The sequence below is a fragment of the Thiomicrorhabdus sp. genome (genome assembly GCF_963662555.1).
Taxonomy (GTDB): domain Bacteria; phylum Pseudomonadota; class Gammaproteobacteria; order Thiomicrospirales; family Thiomicrospiraceae; genus Thiomicrorhabdus.
In genome coordinates this window covers 1,703,498-1,721,139 of record NZ_OY759719.1, presented here as the reverse complement: position 1 = coordinate 1,721,139, position 17,642 = coordinate 1,703,498, and the positions used below count along the sequence as shown (strand labels likewise).

The 17,642-nt window shown below is 37.3% G+C and carries 20 protein-coding genes; 18 read left to right on the top strand and 2 right to left on the bottom strand.

From position 1 onward, the window contains the following. Window position 1: 1 nt before the first annotated feature. The 17 genes from ACORJQ_RS07610 to ACORJQ_RS07530 all read left to right on the top strand — a co-directional run bounded on the left by ACORJQ_RS07610 (window position 2) and on the right by ACORJQ_RS07530 (window position 14,316). The gene (locus tag ACORJQ_RS07610; protein ID WP_321323372.1) at window positions 2-877 is read left to right on the top strand and encodes a prephenate dehydrogenase; all 876 of its coding nucleotides are present in this window, start codon (window positions 2-4) and stop codon (window positions 875-877) included. A 35-nt stretch (window positions 878-912) separates the two neighbouring features. Then, window positions 913-2,253 carry a 3-phosphoshikimate 1-carboxyvinyltransferase gene (gene aroA, locus ACORJQ_RS07605; protein WP_321323371.1) on the top strand — a complete coding sequence of 447 codons (1,341 nt, stop codon included), beginning with the start codon at window positions 913-915 and terminating at the stop codon, window positions 2,251-2,253. Further along, the gene (gene cmk / locus ACORJQ_RS07600; protein ID WP_321323369.1) at window positions 2,254-2,922 is read left to right on the top strand and encodes a (d)CMP kinase; all 669 of its coding nucleotides are present in this window, start codon (window positions 2,254-2,256) and stop codon (window positions 2,920-2,922) included. A 203-nt stretch (window positions 2,923-3,125) separates the two neighbouring features. Further along, window positions 3,126-4,784: a 30S ribosomal protein S1 gene (rpsA, locus tag ACORJQ_RS07595; RefSeq protein WP_321323366.1), complete on the top strand. Its 1,659-nt coding sequence runs from the start codon at window positions 3,126-3,128 to the stop codon at window positions 4,782-4,784. Window positions 4,785-4,929: 145 nt separating this feature from the next. Next, window positions 4,930-5,235: an integration host factor subunit beta gene (locus tag ACORJQ_RS07590; RefSeq protein WP_040725068.1), complete on the top strand. Its 306-nt coding sequence runs from the start codon at window positions 4,930-4,932 to the stop codon at window positions 5,233-5,235. Between the two features lie 80 nt (window positions 5,236-5,315). Then, a complete protein-coding gene (locus ACORJQ_RS07585) occupies window positions 5,316-5,651 on the top strand; it encodes a LapA family protein (RefSeq protein WP_321323362.1) in 336 nt (111 codons plus the stop codon). An 18-nt stretch (window positions 5,652-5,669) separates the two neighbouring features. Then, the gene (gene pyrF, locus ACORJQ_RS07580) at window positions 5,670-6,401 is read left to right on the top strand and encodes an orotidine-5'-phosphate decarboxylase (RefSeq protein WP_321323361.1); all 732 of its coding nucleotides are present in this window, start codon (window positions 5,670-5,672) and stop codon (window positions 6,399-6,401) included. A 268-nt stretch (window positions 6,402-6,669) separates the two neighbouring features. Next, entirely contained in the window at window positions 6,670-7,035 is a 366-nt protein-coding gene (gene rpsF / locus ACORJQ_RS07575; RefSeq protein WP_321323358.1) for a 30S ribosomal protein S6, read from the top strand. Window positions 7,036-7,039: 4 nt separating this feature from the next. Further along, window positions 7,040-7,267 carry a 30S ribosomal protein S18 gene (gene rpsR, locus ACORJQ_RS07570; protein ID WP_029407535.1) on the top strand — a complete coding sequence of 76 codons (228 nt, stop codon included), beginning with the start codon at window positions 7,040-7,042 and terminating at the stop codon, window positions 7,265-7,267. Window positions 7,268-7,303: 36 nt separating this feature from the next. Further along, a complete protein-coding gene (locus ACORJQ_RS07565) occupies window positions 7,304-8,200 on the top strand; it encodes a YybS family protein (protein ID WP_321323355.1) in 897 nt (298 codons plus the stop codon). An 11-nt stretch (window positions 8,201-8,211) separates the two neighbouring features. Further along, window positions 8,212-8,664: a 50S ribosomal protein L9 gene (gene rplI / locus ACORJQ_RS07560; protein WP_321323354.1), complete on the top strand. Its 453-nt coding sequence runs from the start codon at window positions 8,212-8,214 to the stop codon at window positions 8,662-8,664. A 182-nt stretch (window positions 8,665-8,846) separates the two neighbouring features. Next, the gene (dnaB, locus tag ACORJQ_RS07555) at window positions 8,847-10,295 is read left to right on the top strand and encodes a replicative DNA helicase (RefSeq protein WP_321323353.1); all 1,449 of its coding nucleotides are present in this window, start codon (window positions 8,847-8,849) and stop codon (window positions 10,293-10,295) included. A gap of 15 nt (window positions 10,296-10,310) precedes the next feature. Further along, window positions 10,311-11,393, top strand: a complete 1,083-nt coding sequence (gene alr / locus ACORJQ_RS07550) for an alanine racemase (RefSeq protein WP_321323352.1) — start codon at window positions 10,311-10,313, stop codon at window positions 11,391-11,393. A 4-nt stretch (window positions 11,394-11,397) separates the two neighbouring features. Then, window positions 11,398-12,012: an NUDIX domain-containing protein gene (locus ACORJQ_RS07545; protein WP_321323350.1), complete on the top strand. Its 615-nt coding sequence runs from the start codon at window positions 11,398-11,400 to the stop codon at window positions 12,010-12,012. A gap of 60 nt (window positions 12,013-12,072) precedes the next feature. Continuing rightward, on the top strand, window positions 12,073-12,489 hold the full coding sequence (locus tag ACORJQ_RS07540; protein ID WP_321323348.1) for a hypothetical protein: 417 nt from the start codon (window positions 12,073-12,075) through the stop codon (window positions 12,487-12,489). Between the two features lie 10 nt (window positions 12,490-12,499). After that, window positions 12,500-13,900, top strand: a complete 1,401-nt coding sequence (locus ACORJQ_RS07535) for an MATE family efflux transporter (RefSeq protein ID WP_321326863.1) — start codon at window positions 12,500-12,502, stop codon at window positions 13,898-13,900. A gap of 20 nt (window positions 13,901-13,920) precedes the next feature. After that, a complete protein-coding gene (locus ACORJQ_RS07530) occupies window positions 13,921-14,316 on the top strand; it encodes a YchJ family protein (protein WP_321323347.1) in 396 nt (131 codons plus the stop codon). 96 nt (window positions 14,317-14,412) lie between these two features. Here the strand turns inward: ACORJQ_RS07530 and ACORJQ_RS07525 are convergent, their stop codons facing one another. Then, entirely contained in the window at window positions 14,413-14,538 is a 126-nt protein-coding gene (locus ACORJQ_RS07525) for a hypothetical protein (RefSeq protein ID WP_321323345.1), read from the bottom strand. A gap of 104 nt (window positions 14,539-14,642) precedes the next feature. Between ACORJQ_RS07525 and ACORJQ_RS07520 the strand changes: the two genes are divergently transcribed. After that, a complete protein-coding gene (locus ACORJQ_RS07520; protein ID WP_321323344.1) occupies window positions 14,643-15,914 on the top strand; it encodes an SPOR domain-containing protein in 1,272 nt (423 codons plus the stop codon). A gap of 181 nt (window positions 15,915-16,095) precedes the next feature. Here the strand turns inward: ACORJQ_RS07520 and ACORJQ_RS07515 are convergent, their stop codons facing one another. Further along, on the bottom strand, window positions 16,096-17,532 hold the full coding sequence (locus ACORJQ_RS07515) for an ATP-binding protein (protein WP_321323342.1): 1,437 nt from the start codon (window positions 17,530-17,532) through the stop codon (window positions 16,096-16,098). Window positions 17,533-17,642 lie beyond the last annotated feature (110 nt).

The window sequence follows — 17,642 nt, the reverse complement described above, 5'->3', positions numbered from 1 at the left end:
ATTGAAAACATTTAAAAAAATAACCATTATTGGTGTTGGCCTAATTGGCGGTTCATTTGCTAAAGGTTTAAAAAAAGCAGGACTGGTAGATGAAGTCATGGGTTTTGGCCAAAATCCAGATAATTTAAAAACAGCCATTGAATTGGGTGTTATTGACTCTTTTTCTTTAGATATGGAAGAAGCCGTAACCGATAGTGATCTCATATTTCTTGCCGTGCCTTTAGGGGCAATGCAAAGTTCTTTAGAGTTAATGAAACCCTTCTTAGCTGAAAATACCATTATTACCGATGGTGGCAGTGCTAAAAGCAGTGTCATCCTATCGGCTCAAGACGTTTTTGGGCAGTTACCTGTAAATTTTGTACCGGGTCATCCAATTGCCGGGAAAGAAAAAAGTGGGGTAACGGCTGCAGATGAAGAGCTGTATATAGACCACCGCGTGATTCTTACACCAACACCAAATACTTCTCAACAGGCCGTAAAAACCGTACAAGAGTTATGGCAAACTTTAGGTGCTAAAGTTGAAATAATGACCGCTCAGCAACACGATGAGATTTTTGCGGCGACCAGTCATCTACCACATTTACTCGCATTTTCATTAGTTGATATGCTTAATGAGCATGAAGAGTTAGGTGATGTGTTCCAATACACCGCAGGTGGTTTTAGAGACTTTACCCGTATTGCATCAAGTGATGCGGTAATGTGGCGTGATATTGCCATTTATAATTCGGAAGCCATTGTTAAATGGTTAAAAAATTATGGTTTGGCAATTGAAGAATTAGCAGGCCTGGTAGAGTCTAAAGATGCCGATGCTCTTTATACCTTGTTTAGCGAAGCTAAAAAGGCCCGAGACAAACATATAGTTAACAAGACCAATTAATAACCAGATTAACCCTATTAAAAGAACAGTGAATTATGTCAAACGTAAAATTTAAAGTACAACCTGGTGGCACTATCAAAGGTCGCATTCGAGTACCTGGTGACAAATCCATTTCACACCGAAGCATTATGTTAGGTGCGATAGCTGAGGGTACAACAACGGTCACCGGCTTTCTTGAAGGTGCTGATGCTCTAGCCACTTTGCAAGCTTTTAAAGATATGGGCGTGCAAATTGAAGGGCCTGAAAATGGTAATGTCACTATTCAAGGTGTAGGTTTGCGTGGTCTTAAAAAGCCTGAAAAACCAATGGATATGGGTAATTCGGGGACATCAACACGTTTATTGGCTGGTATTTTAGCTGGGCAAAATTTTGATTGTGAGTTAATTGGTGATGCTTCATTATCAAAACGACCAATGAAACGTGTTACAGATCCCCTAACTGAAATGGGTGCCAAGATTGAAACCGCAGAAGGCGGTACTTTACCAATGAAGATTTATGGTGAGGGCAATACTTTAAGATCGATTGATTACATTTTGCCAATGGCTAGTGCTCAGGTTAAATCTTGTGTCTTACTTGCCGGTCTTTATGCAGATGGCCAAGTATGTGCAACTGAGCCTGCACCAACTCGTGATCACACAGAGCGTATGCTGAATGGTTTTGGCTATGAAGTAAAATCCGAAAAGCTAGATCATGAAAGAATGAAAGCCTGTTTACAAGGCGGGGGCAAATTAACTGGGCGTCATATTGACGTGCCTTCAGATATATCATCTGCCGCATTCTTTATGGCTGCAGCTGCGGTTTCTAAAGATTCTGATTTAGTCATTGAACATGTAGGCATGAATCCAACCCGAATTGGAATTATTGATATTCTTAAATTAATGGGTGCGAATATTCAATTAGAAAATTTCCACGAGGTAGGTGGTGAACCCGTTGCTGATGTACATATTAAATATGCACCGTTAAAAGGTATTGAAATTCCAGAAGAGTTGGTTGCCTTAGCGATTGATGAATTTCCAGTGTTATTTGTAGTTGCTTCTACCGCAGAAGGCCAAACGGTATTAACTGGTGCGGAAGAGTTACGTGTGAAAGAGTCTGATCGAATTCAAGTAATGGCTGATGCTCTTACGGCCGTTGGTATTGATGCTTTACCAACACCGGATGGTATGATTATCAACGGTGGAACACAATCTGTACAAAATGCTGAGATACAAAGTCACCACGACCACCGTATCTCAATGGCGATGACGATTGCAGGCATTAATGCGGTTTCTGAAATTGTGATAGATGATTGTGCTAACGTAAATACTTCTTTCCCAACATTCCTGTCATTAATTAATGAAGTCGGTATGTCTGTTACCGCTGAAAAGGATGCATAAATGTCTAATACACCTGTGATTACTATTGATGGTCCAAGTGGCGTAGGTAAAGGCACATTGGCTCAATATTTAACATGCAAAACGGGATTCCACCTTCTAGATAGTGGAGCTATTTACCGTGCTTTAGCTTTTGGTGCCGTTAAAAACAATTTGGCTCTTGACGATATACCAGGCCTGGTAAATTTAGCTGAAAAACTTCCAGTTGAATTTAAAGCGACAAGTATTTTATATGATGGAGTAGATGTTACTTCTAAAGTAAGAACAGAAGAAGTCGCAGGTGTTGCTTCAACCGTTGCCGTTATTCCTGAAGTTAGAGCGGCATTGTTACAACGTCAAAAAGACTTTGCACAGTCTCCTGGTTTAATTGCAGATGGTAGAGATATGGGTACCGTTGTTTTCCCAAATTCACCTGTAAAACTCTATTTAACAGCTTCTGCTGAGGTAAGAGCAGAAAGACGTGTTAAACAGTTGAAAAATCAAGGAGTTGATGCTAACATAGCTCAGATAACTCAAGACATCAAAGAAAGGGATGAGCGAGATACGGGTCGTAAGACCGCTCCACTCAGACCTGCGGATGACGCAATTGTGATCGATACTTCTGAATTAGATATACAAGAAGTATGTAAAAAAGCAGAATCTTTGTTGTGGGATAAAGGAATTATGAAGTAGTTTTTTTATTCTTAATTGGTTATAAAATCAATTTTAACCAATTGATTTTAAAAAGTTTTTTAAATCCCTGGTCTTTTTTAAAGGCTGGGGATTTGTATTTTTAGCTAGCAACTGGGAAGCTGGCAATTGTTAACTGACCCGTCTATTTATTTATATCCCATCTGCGATAAATAAACGGTATGAAAATATTGGTAATACTATCCATGAGTGAATTATCTTTCGCTGAATTATTTGAAGAATCATTTCAAGAAAAATTTAACACAGGCTCTCTAATCATCGGTACCGTTGTAGGTATTGACAAAGAAACTGTTCTTGTAGACGCTGGCATGAAGTCTGAGTCTGCTATTCCTAAGTCTCAATTCCTAGACGCAAACGGTGAACTTGAAGTTGCTGTTGGTGATGAAGTTGAAGTTTACCTAGAATCTTTAGAAGATGGTTTAGGTGAAACTCGTTTATCACGTGAAAAAGCTAAGCGTGCTAAGACTTGGGATCGCCTAGAAACAGCTATGGAAGAGGGTGAAGTTGTTATCGGTCTTGTTACTGGTAAAGTTAAAGGTGGTCTTACTGTTGACGTTGAAGGCGTTCGTGGTTTCTTACCTGGTTCACTTGTGGATATCCGTCCAATTCGCGACTTTGGTTTCCTAGAAGGTAAAGAAGTAGAAATGAAACTTGTTAAGCTTGATCGTAAGCGTAACAACGTTGTTGTTTCTCGTCGTGCAGTTATCGAACAAGAAAGCTCAGCAGAGCGTGAAGCAATTCTTGCTAACATGGAAGAAGGTGCATCACTTAAAGGTATCGTTAAAAACCTTACTGACTACGGTGCATTCATTGACCTTGGTGGTGTTGATGGTCTTCTACACATCACTGATATGGCTTGGCGTCGTGTTAATCACCCATCTGAAATCGTACAAGTTGGTGATGAAATTGATGTTAAAGTTCTTAAGTTTGACAAAGAACGTAACCGTGTATCTCTTGGTCTTAAGCAGCTTGAAGAAGATCCTTGGGCAGATATGGTTTCTCGTTACCCAATGGGTGCAGAAGTGGCTGGTAAAGTTGCAAACATCACTGATTACGGTGCTTTCATCGAAATCGAAGATGGTATTGAAGGTCTAGTTCATACTTCTGAGCTTGATTGGACTAACCGTAATATCCACCCATCTAAAGTGGTTCACTTAGGTCAAGAAGTTCGCGTTAAGATCCTTGATGTTGATCAAGAGCGTCGTCGTATTTCTCTATCTATCAAACAGTGTACTGTTAACCCATGGGAAGGTTTCTCAGCGACTCACGCTAAAGGCGACAAAATCTCTGGTAGCATCAAATCAATCACTGATTTCGGTATCTTTATCGGTCTAGACGGTGGTATTGACGGTCTTGTTCACCTAACTGATATCTCTTGGAACCAGCCTGGTGAAGAAGCAATCCGTGACTTCAAAAAAGGTGACGAGCTAGAAACAGTTATTCTTTCAATCGATCCTGATCGTGAGCGTATCTCTTTAGGTCTTAAGCAGTTAGAGCAAGACCCATTTGGTCAGTTCGTTGCTGATAACGGTAAAGGTTCTATTGTTACTGGTACAGTTAAATCTGTTGATGAGAAAGGTGCTGTTATCGATGTAGCTCCTGAAGTTGAAGGTTACCTTCGCGCTTCTGAGTTAATGGAAGATACTCGTGATGCTTCAAGCGTTCTTAAAGAAGGCGACGAAGTTTCTGCAAGAATTACCAATATTGACCGTAAAAACCGTTCTTTATCTCTTTCTGTTAAAGCAAAAGAAGCTGCAGAAGAAGCTGAAGCAATTAAAGGGTACTCAGAACAACAAGTTGTTGCTGGTACTACTTTAGGTGACCTTTTCAAAGATAAAATGTAATCACTGATTACAAACCTGTCTTTGTAAAAGGGTAGTCTGTTTGTTAGTTAACTTACAGACTACACCTTGGTCTCTAATACGAATTTGATATTTCGTATTAGTTTATTGAAACTCTCTGATGAGAGATAAATAAGAGCAATATCAAATGACCAAGTCTGAACTTATCGAACTCATTGCAAGAAAACAAACTCAATTTGCCCAAAAGGATGTTGAGATTGCAGTGAATCAAATTGTTGATTCTATGATTGATACATTATCACAAGGCGAACGTATTGAAATACGCGGCTTTGGTAGCTTTAGCTTACATCACAGAAAAGCAAGAGTCGGCCGTAACCCTAAAACTGGGGAAACAGTTAAATTAGATGATAAACGTGTTCCACACTTTAAGCCTGGAAAGGCTTTAAGAGAACGTGTTGATGAATCTAAAGAACATACCGATATTTTGCAATAACATTAAAAAAGGGGTGAATTTTCACCCCTTTTTTTATTCTTCTACTATAATCTCTATATCTTCTGATAGAGAATTCTCACATGTTTAAACTAGTTTCTATCCTTTTTACACTTTTATTTATACTAATAGGTGTAACCTTAGGTGTTTTGAATCCTACCCCTGTAGAGTTAGATCTTTTTCTTGTAAAGCTATCGCTTCCATTAAGTGTAATAATGGCTGTTTTATTGATTTTAGGTATGATCATTGGTGCCATCATTATCTTTATGCAGGTTATGCGTTTACGCTGGGTGATTCGCAGAAAAAACAAAGAGAATCAAAAACTTTCCAATCAAATTATTCAACTAAGAAAAGCCAATGTCGAAGTTAATGAGACTTTAAAAAAAGAGTCTAATTCATTGGAATTATTAGAAAAATAAACAAAAACAGAGTTATAAATGAATTCACAGTTAACCACTATTCCCCAAGACCCTAAAGTTTTGATTGCTTTAGATTTTGCTAATGCCAATGCAGCATTAAATTTTGTTCAAACACTTGATAACAGAGTGTGCCGACTTAAGGTGGGTAAAGAGCTTTTTGCTGTTGCGGGGCCAGAGTTTGTTAAAAACCTCGTTGGCCAAGGTTTTGATGTGTTTTTAGATCTTAAATATCATGATATTCCTAATACGGTAGCCAAAGCTGTACAAGCCGCTGCGCGCATGGGGGTTTGGATGGTAAATGTGCATGCTTTAGGTGGGCGAAAAATGATGCAAGCCGCACAACAAGCTTTAGCAGAAATGAGTGACATCAAACAAAAACCTCTTTTAATTGCAGTAACCATCCTTACTAGTATGGAACAGCAAGATCTAGAAGAGATTGGATTACAAGGCTCTCCTCAAGACAATGTATTACGCTTAGCCTCTTTGGCTAAAGATTCTGGTTTAGATGGCGTAGTCTGCTCTGCTCAAGAAGCGGAAGTGTTACGCAAAACAGTTGGTAATAATTTTTATTTAGTCACACCAGGAATTCGTCCTGAAGGCAGTGATACTAATGATCAAAAACGTATTATGACACCAGCAATGGCAATGAAAGCGGGCTCTAGCTATTTAGTAGTAGGGCGACCAATAACGCAATCAAATCAACCTTTACAAGTTCTAGAACAAATTAACCTTAGCTTAGAAACGCTGTAAGTTAATAAATTACCAAGCCTGGTAAAATCAAATTTACTTTTTCCAGGCCTGGTAAAATTCAAAACACACATCTTATTACCTTCTTTTCTTTATAAAACAGTATTTTATCTTTAAATATTTGTTTTATTAGTCTGCATCGTTTATAATTCGCGGCTTCCAGGTACTTTGCCTGAGAAAATCCTTGTCTCACTGCACAAATAAGCTTAAAAATAATTAGCTTAATTATTTGTGACAGGAGACTGTTTTATCATCCATAAGGAGAAAATGAATGCGTCATTATGAAGTCGTATTTCTAGTGCACCCTGATCAATCTGAACAGGTTCCTGCAATGCTAGAACGTTACCGTGCCCTTATCGAACAGTCTGGTGGTCAAATTCACCGTTTAGAAGACTGGGGTCGCCGTCAACTTGCTTACCTTATTAATAAGGTACACAAAGCTCACTACATCATGCTTAACATTGAATGTAATCAAGAAGCATTAGATGAACTTGAAAATGCTTTCTATTATAACGATGCTGTATTACGTAGCATGGTTACTAAGCAAAAAACTGCTATTACTGAGCCTTCAGTAATGCTTGCTAAGAAAGATGAGCGTTTTGATAAACGTCGCGATACTCGCGATAATAAGGAGTAAGAAGATGGCTAGAGGATTTGGTAGAAAAAAATTCTGTCGTTTTACTGCAGACGGCGTTAAACAAATTGATTACAAAGACCTAGATACTTTGAAAGCATACATTACTGAAACAGGTAAAATTGTTCCTAGTCGTATTACTGGAACAAGTGCTAAGTACCAACGTCAATTAGCAACTGCAATTAAACGTGCTCGTTATATTGCGTTACTGCCATATACTGATCAACATAAATAATTTGTTTGACGGTAAATAAGAAGTAACAGGGACACTATGCTAGTAATAGCCAATTACGCAATGAAAGGCCCTATGCAGGCCAACATTGCAGCTGTTTTATTCTCAGCATTGAGTGTCTTTTTAGCACCATTCGGTATTTTAGTTGGTGCAATTATTGCCTTAGTTACATTAAGAATATCTGTAACTGAAGGTTTTAAAACCCTTGCTTGGAGTGTTATTGGAAATATCGCTCTAACAGTAATGATGACAGGGATGTATTTCTCAGCCATTGTTTCTGTTATTGAATTTATGCTTCCTGTTTGGTTAATGGCCGTTGTCTTAAGACAAACTAATTCATTAGCTTTAGCACTTCAATTTGCAATGATTTTGGTTGGAATTGGTGTCGTTCTGTTTTATCTAACGGTTCCAAATCCAGCTGAGTGGTGGTTAGGACTGTTTAATCAGTACGTTGCCCCAATGCTTGAAGCATCACAAATCAGCTATGAAAAAGAATTAATTCCTACTCTAGCTGAAATGGTAACGATGCTCATAGCCGTGTTTATGATTATTTTATGGTTTACCATTTTAGTCTTAGCACGTTGGTGGCAAAGTGAATTGTATAATCCAGGTCAGTTCAAAACCGATTTTTATCAATTAACATTACCTAAAACAACAGCCTATATGGCTATTGCACTGGCGGTAATTGGATTGGTAAACGGTGCTCAACCTGGTTTGGTATATGATTTATCTTCCGTAATCATTGCAGGTTTGATGTTTCAAGGCATTGCCATTGCTCATCAAACGGTATCTATTAAGCAGTTAAGTTCTGCTTGGTTAGTAGGGTTATATATTTTGTTATTCTTGTTTCCGCAAGCAATGTTGATTTTAGCAACCATTGGTTTAGTTGACACTTGGGTCAATTTTAGAAGCCGATGGGAAAATAAAGAACTATAGAGGTTTAAGCTATGAATGTTATTCTGCTTGAAAAAGTACAAAATCTAGGATCTTTAGGTGATCAAGTTTCAGTTAAGTCTGGTTATGCACGTAACTTCTTGATTCCTCAAGGTAAAGCAAAAGCGGCAACAAAAGAAAATGTTGCAGAATTCGAAACGATTCGTGCTGAATTAGAAAAAGCTGCAGCTGCTGAATTAGCTGTTGCTCAAGGTATCTTCGAAAACCTAAACGGTCAAGTTGTTACTATTGAGTCAGTTGCTGGTGATGAAGGTAAATTATTTGGTTCTGTTGGAACTCAAGATATTGCTGACGCACTTAAAGCAGCTGGTTTTGATACTGAACGTCGCGACGTTCGTATGCCTGAAGGTGCTCTACGTCACGTAGGTACTTATGAAATTGATGTTCAATTACACTCTGATGTAGTTGCTTCAATTACAGTTGAAGTTAAGGCTTCTGCTGAGTAATCTTTAATTTAAAGATTTACTAAAGACAGCGGGGTGCTTTCATTAGAAAGCCCTCGCTTTTTTTATGTCTAAATTTTATTCAATTTTCCTTTAATAAATAATCAAGACCTACAGTTTTGTTTTTAGAAAACACGTTATAATACTTTTTTGTTAATCAAATTTGATATCGTAACTTTTCTATTATGGCCTTAAGAAAACCCTCAAATAACTCAGCTGAAGAACTCTTTAAAGTTCCACCTCACTCTATAGAAGCGGAGCAATCTGTTTTAGGTGGCTTAATGCTGTCTGATGATGTGCTAGATGATGTAAGTGTCATTGTTAATTCTAATGATTTTTACACCAAACAACACCAAGTAATCTTTGATGCGATTATTGAACTCAACCGTAACAACAAACCCTTCGATTTAGTTTCTGTTGTGGCCTATTTAGGAAATACTGGCCAAATAGAAACTGCCGGCGAAAAACCATATCTTGCTGAACTGGTTAAAAACACTCCAGGTTCTGCCAATATTCTTTATTACTCGCAATTAGTAAGAGATAAATCAATCCTTAGAAAACTGATTCAAGCCAGTAACGAAGTTGCTGAAGCAGCTTATTTTCCTCAAGGTAAAGATATTCGCGATATTTTAGATATTGCAGAAGCAAAAATTATGGGAATTGCTGAGCATGGAGAAGGCAAAGAGCGTCTATATAAATCGATGGATATGCTTCTTGAATCAGCCATTAATAAAATTGACGAACTCTTTAATTCTGAAGGCACGATCACTGGTCAAGAAACCCACTTAACAAAATTTGATGATCTAACCGCAGGTTTGCAAAATGGCGATTTAATTATTGTTGCGGGTCGTCCATCTATGGGTAAAACGACTTTCTCTATGAACATGGCAGAGAACATTGCCACTAAGAATGGAACGCCTGTTGCCGTGTTTAGTATGGAGATGCCAGGTGAGTCGCTCGCTATGCGTATGATTAGCTCAATCGGTAGAATTGATGCAGGGCGTATGCGTACCGGTAAATTGGCTCAAGATGATTGGCCTAAATTAAATAAAGCGATTAATATTCTTTCACAAGCCAAAGTCTTTATTGATGATACTCCTGCCTTAATGATTACAGAGCTACGTGCCAGAGCACGCCGTATTGATAAAGATGTGCGTGATATTCAGCGTAAAGAAGCAATTGAAGCGGGGAAAGAAGATCCAGAGAAGTTTGTGACAGGCTTGGGTCTAGTTGTAGTGGATTACTTGCAGTTAATGCGTGGCTCTGCAAACTCTGAAAACCGAGTCAATGAAATTTCAGAAATTTCTCGTGGCTTAAAAGCACTGGCCAAAGAATTAAATATTCCAGTTATTGCGTTATCGCAGTTAAACCGAAGCCTTGAGCAACGACCTAATAAACGCCCAGTAATGTCTGACTTACGTGAATCAGGAGCAATCGAGCAGGATGCCGATTTAATCATCTTTATCTACCGTGATGAAGTATATAACCCAGAAACAGAAGATAAAGGTGTTGCTGAGATTATCTTAGGTAAACACCGTAATGGTTCATTGGGTACAGTTCCGTTGACCTTTATTGGTGAATACACTCGCTTTGAGAACCACGCAAGCTTTGATATACCCAATGAGCAATATTAGGAACTTTATCTGCATATGATGTATCGTCCAGCTAAAGCTTATATATATCTTCAAGCTTTACAACAAAATTTGCAAAAAATTCAATCACTTGCACCCAACAGTAAAGTTTTGGCGGTTATAAAAGCCAATGGTTACGGTCATGGCATAGAGCGTGTGGCTCACCAATTAAGCAGTGCAGACGGTTTTGGCGTTGCTTCAATTGATGAAGCTATGTTACTGAGACAAAAAGGATTTTTGCATAGGATTTTATTGCTTGAAGGTCTTTTCTCAGAAGCTGAACTTCCTGTTGTTATTCAAAATAGACTGGATGTAGTGATCCATTCTGAGTATCAATTAAATTGGCTTTTACATACCAATATCCCTGTACAACTTAGTGTTTGGATCAAGATTGATACGGGTATGCATCGTTTAGGTTTTGACGTTCAGCAAGTCCCCTCGGTCATTGCCAAACTAGAGCGTTCAGATAATGAATTTTGTATTCATCTGATGTCTCATTTAGCTTCTGCAGATGAAAACAGTGTTTCGGCAGAAAACTTTACAGCTAACCAAATTCAACGTTTTTCTGAAACGACCCAGGTTTACCCGTATTCTAAAAGTTTAGCTAGTTCAGCCGGAATAATTCGCTTTAAACAAAGCCATTATGATTGGGTTCGTCCTGGAATATCCCTATATGGTGCAGGTGACATTCCGAATAATACTATTTCCACAAATGCCGTTATGCAGCTTGAATCAGAAGTGATTGCTCTTAAAACCATTCAAATTGGTGAGTCAGTAGGTTACGGTAATACTTGGACTGCAAAACGAAAAAGCTTAGTTGCAGTTATTGCTATTGGCTATGGCGATGGTTACCCTCGTCATGCTAAAACAGGTACTCCAGTTCTTATTCTTGGTGAAAAGTTTCCCTTAATTGGGCGTGTTTCTATGGATATGATCACCGTTGATTTAACCGATTGCCAAGAGGAAGTTAAAATTGGTGAAAAAGCTATTTTATGGGGACAGGATTTATCCGTTGACGTTATTGCCAAACATTCTGGAACAATTGGTTATGAGTTGCTTTGCGGGGTAACTAAACGTGTTCCTATGATTGAAGTTCAATAAAACAATGCCTAATAAAAACCAAAAATCACTTACCATTCAAGATAATAAGACTGTTTTTAAAGGTTACTTTACACTTAAAAACCTTCAATTCACTCACTCTCTATTTCAGGGTGGCCAAAGCTCATTGGTAAAGCGTGAGGTGTTTTGTAGGGGGCAAGCCGTGGTTGTTTTGCTTTATGATTTAACTGAAGAAAAAGTTGTTTTAGTTGAACAGTGCAGAGCAGGTGCCATAGAAAATGCCTTTGCCACAAAAGATATTAACCAGGCCTGGTTAATTGAGCCTGTAGCTGGAATGATTGATTTAGGCGAAAGCCCTAAAGAAGCCTGTATAAGAGAAGTAAAAGAAGAAACTGGTGCTGACATTACTGATCCGGAGTTTATTAGCCAGTTCTATCCAAGCCCTGGAGCCTGCGATGAAATTTTGCACCTTTATGCCTCTGAAGTGGAGTGTAAAAAGGTTAATACACATGCTGGACTTGCTACAGAAAATGAAGACATACGAGTGGTGATTTTATCTTTTGAAGACGCCAAAAAGCAGTTATTAGAAGGGCGTTTTAACGTGGCTACCACCTATATGGCTTTGCAGTGGTTGTTTTTTCAAAAATTAAACTCACTGTAATTAGCTAAGAAATTAACATATTCCTTATCCCATCAAATTTATTTTAATCAAAGAGACCTTATGCTTTGTCTATTTAGAAATACCAAACTCCAACCCAATATGAATCTATTTGCTATTTTAATTAGCTTGGCTTCGGTTATTGGTTGGCTTTATTTTACCTTTATTCACAAAAATCTATTTGAAATGCTTTTTGAAGGGCAAGCGTTAATCGTTGATTTGGTGTTTGGTTTGCCTTTGGTTTTAGCTTTGGCGGTCGTCATTTACGCAACGGTTTATTGGGTCTTTAAGTTGATCGTAATCTTACTTTTACCAAGCATGGTGGTGCATGTAGATCCTGAAGATGAAATTTATTCAACAGTTCATGATGATTTATCAGAGCTTGAGCAACAACATGGTGAAGAATATTGGAATCAACAAGAAAAACCAAAAGATAATCATGATGTTAATCAAAAAGATAAATCAGGTTTAAATAAGTGATGTTACGTTGATGTTTTTATTTTCGACTGCTTTTTTTCATGAATCTAAACTTCTAGTAAAACTAGCTTTACCAATCTTATTTGCTCAACTTGCTTTAACAGGGCTTGGTGTTGTGGATACCATAATGGCAAGTAAAGTAGGTACCAACGACCTTGCTGCCATCGGTCTTGGTACGAATATCATGTTGCCTGTTTTTATATTTGGCACAGGTGTTTTATTGGCGATTACCCCTCTAGTTTCAAAGGCAAATGGTCAGCAAAAGCCTGAGAATGTTCGTTTATATCTTATTCAGGGTTTATGGTTATCTATTCCTTTAGGCATCGCATCTTTAATCGTTTTAATGAATTTGTCTTGGTTATTAAAGCTTTTAGGGTTAAATCCTGAGGTTTATCAATTAACTAAAGACTATCTGTTCTTTATTGCTTTTGGTTTACCTGGTGTTGCTCTTTATCAAGTCTTGAGATTCTTTTGGGAAGGCCTTGGTAAAACTCTACCAACCATGTGGATTAGTTTTATCGCTTTAATGTTAAATATTCCTCTTAATGCCATATTTATATATGGTTTTGGCCCTATCGAAGCTCATGGAGCAGCGGGCTGCGGAATTGCTAGCTCTTTGGTTATGTGGTCAATGTTTTTTATTGGGCTTTTATATATCCTAAAAAATAGCCAACTTAGCCGATATCTCAAACCTCTTGATTCTGTAAACTCTCTAGAAGCCAAAACCAAACAAGACTATAAAGTTAATTGGCAACAGGGGATTAAACCAATAGTCTCTTTAGGACTACCAAACTCTTTTGCTCTATTGTTTGAAGTTAGTCTATTTAGTTTTATTGCGTTATTTATTGCCGTTTTAGGTACAAGTGTCATTGCCGCCAATCAGATTGCCATCAGTTTTACCTCTGTGGCATTTATGGTGCCGCTAAGCTTTGCAATGGCTTTAACCGTAAGGGTAGGTTATGGTTTTGGTCAATTAGATAGAATAAAAGTAAAAAACACCCTATTTACAGGATTAAGCTGGGCACTGATAACAGGGTTACTCTTAGCATTAATTAGTTATGTTTTTAGAGTAGATATTGTTAAATTATATTCAAACGATCCCGAAGTTTTGGCGGTTGCCACTACCTTAATCTTTTATGCCGCGTTATACCAAACATTTGATGCAATACAAGTGAATGCTGCTGGAGCCTTAAGAGGGTTTCACAATACCAAAACCACCATGTTCGTTACCTTTATTAGCTACTGGGTAATTGGTCTTGGCTTAGGTTATATTTTTACTTTTACCGATTGGATTACACAACCAATGGGTGTAACAGGATTTTGGCTAGGGATTGTAATTGGCTTAACTTTAGCCGCTATACTACTCTCGTTAAAATTACGAAACGTCTTTCATTATCATTTATCAGCTAAATAATCATTAATATTCAAATAGATATGCAATCCAATATAAATAATCTTTGCTTATGTGGCTCAACTAAATTGTATGCAGAGTGTTGTGAACCTTTTCACAAAGGTGGTCTCTATCCTCAAACAGCTGAGGAATTAATGCGTTCCCGTTTTGTTGCTTTTGAAATGCATTTAAAAGACTACCTTTTAAATACTTGGTATGAATCTACCAGGCCTGGTAATTTAGAATTTACCCCAAATTTACATTGGACGAAATTAACCATTAACGGCCGAAAAAAGGGACGTAAAAAAGATTCTGAAGGGTGGGTGACATTTACTGCTTATTATCAACAAGAAGGTTCTAATGGCTACTTACATGAAAAAAGTTACTTTATAAGAGATACTTTAGGTCATTGGCAATATGTTGATGGCGAGATTAAGTAGAAGAGTTTTGGTAACTTTTGGTAACTAAGAAGACTTAATGAATAAAATTATAAACATGCTTGTTAGCTTTAAACTAATAAAGCTTACAAAATGGTTTTACTCATCTTTATTTTTAAAAAATTTATATAAAAACCACATCGCTAATCCTACAACCGTTAAGCTGACAACGAGTAATGCAGCAGTAATTAATAAAGCAGAGCCTACGCTTTGCATATCAGGCATATTTATCACTCCAAAGGTATGTTTAAGTATCTTTTTCTAGAAAAGCATTTTACAATAAATTTACTTTTATAACCCTTTCATTTTAGGTAATTACGTAAACCATTATGTCACTTACTATTTCAGAACTTGAAGAACAAAGAGCCAAGATCTTAGAAGAGATTGAATCTAAAGCTGGCAAACTAACATCGCAAAATTCAAATAATAATGAATCCCCATCACTTAATGATTGGTTAAATGCCGCAGAGGAAGTTATGCCTGAGAACCCTAAACATACTTCACAACAACCGAACCCAAAATCGAGTTACAGCAATAAACTATTAACCACATCAACAACCAGCAATAAAACATCATTTTTTGGCGTTATTATTATGCTGTCACTCTTGCTGACTATTTTAGGCGTTTTATATATTGCTTACAGTAGCTTTCAAAAAGAGCAAGAAAAAGTACTCGCTTCACAAAATCAAAATTTTGAACACATTAATGAACTGCAAACTGATTTCAACTCTTTACAACAATCTGTAACCACTGGTGGAAAAACAGAATTGTTTACTGAACTTGAGTCAAAAGTTTTGGCTTTGCAAGGAGAGGTAAAAGAACTTAAAGCTATTATTAAAAGTATGCAGGGTGGGACAGTAGCCATTTCTGCAAATACTGATCAAGCTACAGATACTTTAGTCGTTACTAACACTGCAAACGAAGAGCCAAAACAAGCGGGTTCTGCAACAATGTTGGATGCAGAAAATGCTTCTAAAACGCCTTCAACGGTTCCTGCACCAGAAAAATCAAATAATTTGGTTACTGAGGCCGTTTTAGATCAGAAATTAGATGCTTATACGCAGAAACTTGAAACAAAAATAGATCGTAAACTTGAGTTAATTCTTCAGCATTTAAACCAAGGAAAACAAATTAAAAATTTACCAGGCCTGGTAAGTTCAAAATCAACTATGGCTGATGAAGCAGATATGGAAGTTAGTACACCAACGGTTGAAACTGTTAAAACACCAACTGTAAAAGAGCCAACTTTAAAATTGACTGAACAGGTTTCTGTACCAACATCTCCTAAATTGCCAAATGCACCGATTGCAAATGCTTCCCCAGATATAAGCTGGCTATTAGGGCAATCTAGACAAAACTATATTTTGCAGTTAGCGAGCATGCCTACTCAAAAAGCAGCACAAAAAATGATCTCTAGCAGAGAATTGAATGACGCCAAAGTTCTACCGCAAACGCGTAATAAATCTACTAATTACATTGTGGTAACAGGATCACTTGCATCTCGAGCAGAGGCTGATAAGTTAGCTAAAGAGATTAAATCAAAATACGGTATTAATCCATGGATTCGTCAAGTAAACGATTTGGTTGGTAGAGTTCAATAATTGTTTGGTTTACCGGTTTATAAAAAAAGGCCACATATGTGGCCTTTTTTATTGCTTATGATTTTTCTAGATAAACTTCTACGGGAAGAAGTAGTAAGTTGGGGAGCAATACTTGTAAAGGCGTTAATCTAATTATTTGTATTTAATTTAACCTTGCCTTTAAAAGCTAGTATAAAAAAGGTCAGACATGAAAAGGGAGTTCAATAGTAAACTTAACACCCTTTATTGCACGCTGTTCAAATGAGTTAATGTTTTCAGCGTACACGTTACCCTTATGAAAATCTGTAATCAGCTTAACGATATAAAGCCCCAAACCTAAATGCGTTTGGTTATCTTGATTTAAAGTTCTAATTGATGTCATACCATCAAACACTTGCAGCTCTAAACCTTTTGGTAAAGCAGGACCAGAATTAACAACATTAATTTGAATCATCGAATCAATCATCTTGCAACGAATCATAATCGGCATTTTTTTATCCGAGAAATCTGCCGCATTACTTAATAATTTATCCATAAGCTGTTCAATCATAAAGCCATCACCACATACTAATACATCATGAGGAATTTGACACGAGTAATCTATTTGCCAGTTAGTATGAAGTTTTGTGGTATTTTCTAGATAATGTTCAAGCATTAAACCAATTGGGAAATCTTCAGGTGTTTGACTTTGTAAACTATCTTCTATACTCGTAGCTTCAGAAAGTGAGCTAATTAATTGTTTTAATTGAGCAAGTGCATGTTGTGCATAATCTAATTGTGGGTTTGGGTTAGGGCCTGGGTTTTCGTTTTCTAGTAGAGATAATGCCATTGATAAACGATTAAGTGGGTTATGAATCTCATGTCTTAAGGTTTTAGGTAGCTGTTTTAGATAGCGTTCATAAGCGCCTAATTGTTTAAGCATTTCGTGAATATGGTGGCGTAAATCAGAGAGTTCATCTTGATAAAAACGACTGATTGTGTCTTGAAAAACTAAATCGGTAATACGACCTTGGGAGTTAAAGGTTCTCTTTACATCATTATCTAACCTTATGATTCTGTTAGATAATGAGGCTGTATGCATTAAGGCACCAATTAAAACAATTAAAAATATAATGGCACCAATACCAATAAGACGATAAAAATAATTTAAGTTATGACTAAACAGAGTTTCCATTCTCTGCTCTAAAACAATCGCACCAATAATTCTGCCTTTTATAATTAAAGGCGTTGCTGACATTAGAGAGATTGGTTGGCCCGTTTTATCCATTCGATATTGCTGAAAAGTTTGACCATTTAAGGAGTTAGTAATCAGATTACTTTCAGGTGTGAGACTTTGGGGGTAAGGGTAAGGTAAAGAGTAGGGTAAAAAGGTCGCTAAAGTCTTTATTAGAACTTTACCAATTGTAGTAAATACGCCAACCGGCTTTTGCTTCTCTTGATTTGGCAGTTGACCAACAACATAAGTGGTTTGACGGTTTTCATTAACCACCCACAATACAGAGTTGGTTAAATTAAGGTGTGAGAGACGAGTTGGCTTACCTGACTGAATTTGTAAAGCCCACAAGTCGGTGCGGTTTTCTAAGATTAAGGCTAAGTTTTCAACGGTTTGCTCTTGAACAATCGCTTGGTTATTAAGCATTATACGATGCAAGTCAATTGCAAATCTGTAGGCAAGAAAGGGCAGAATAGTTAACAATAACAACAAGATAAAGAATCTTGTTCTTATTGAAAGTCGCATAATTTCTTTGG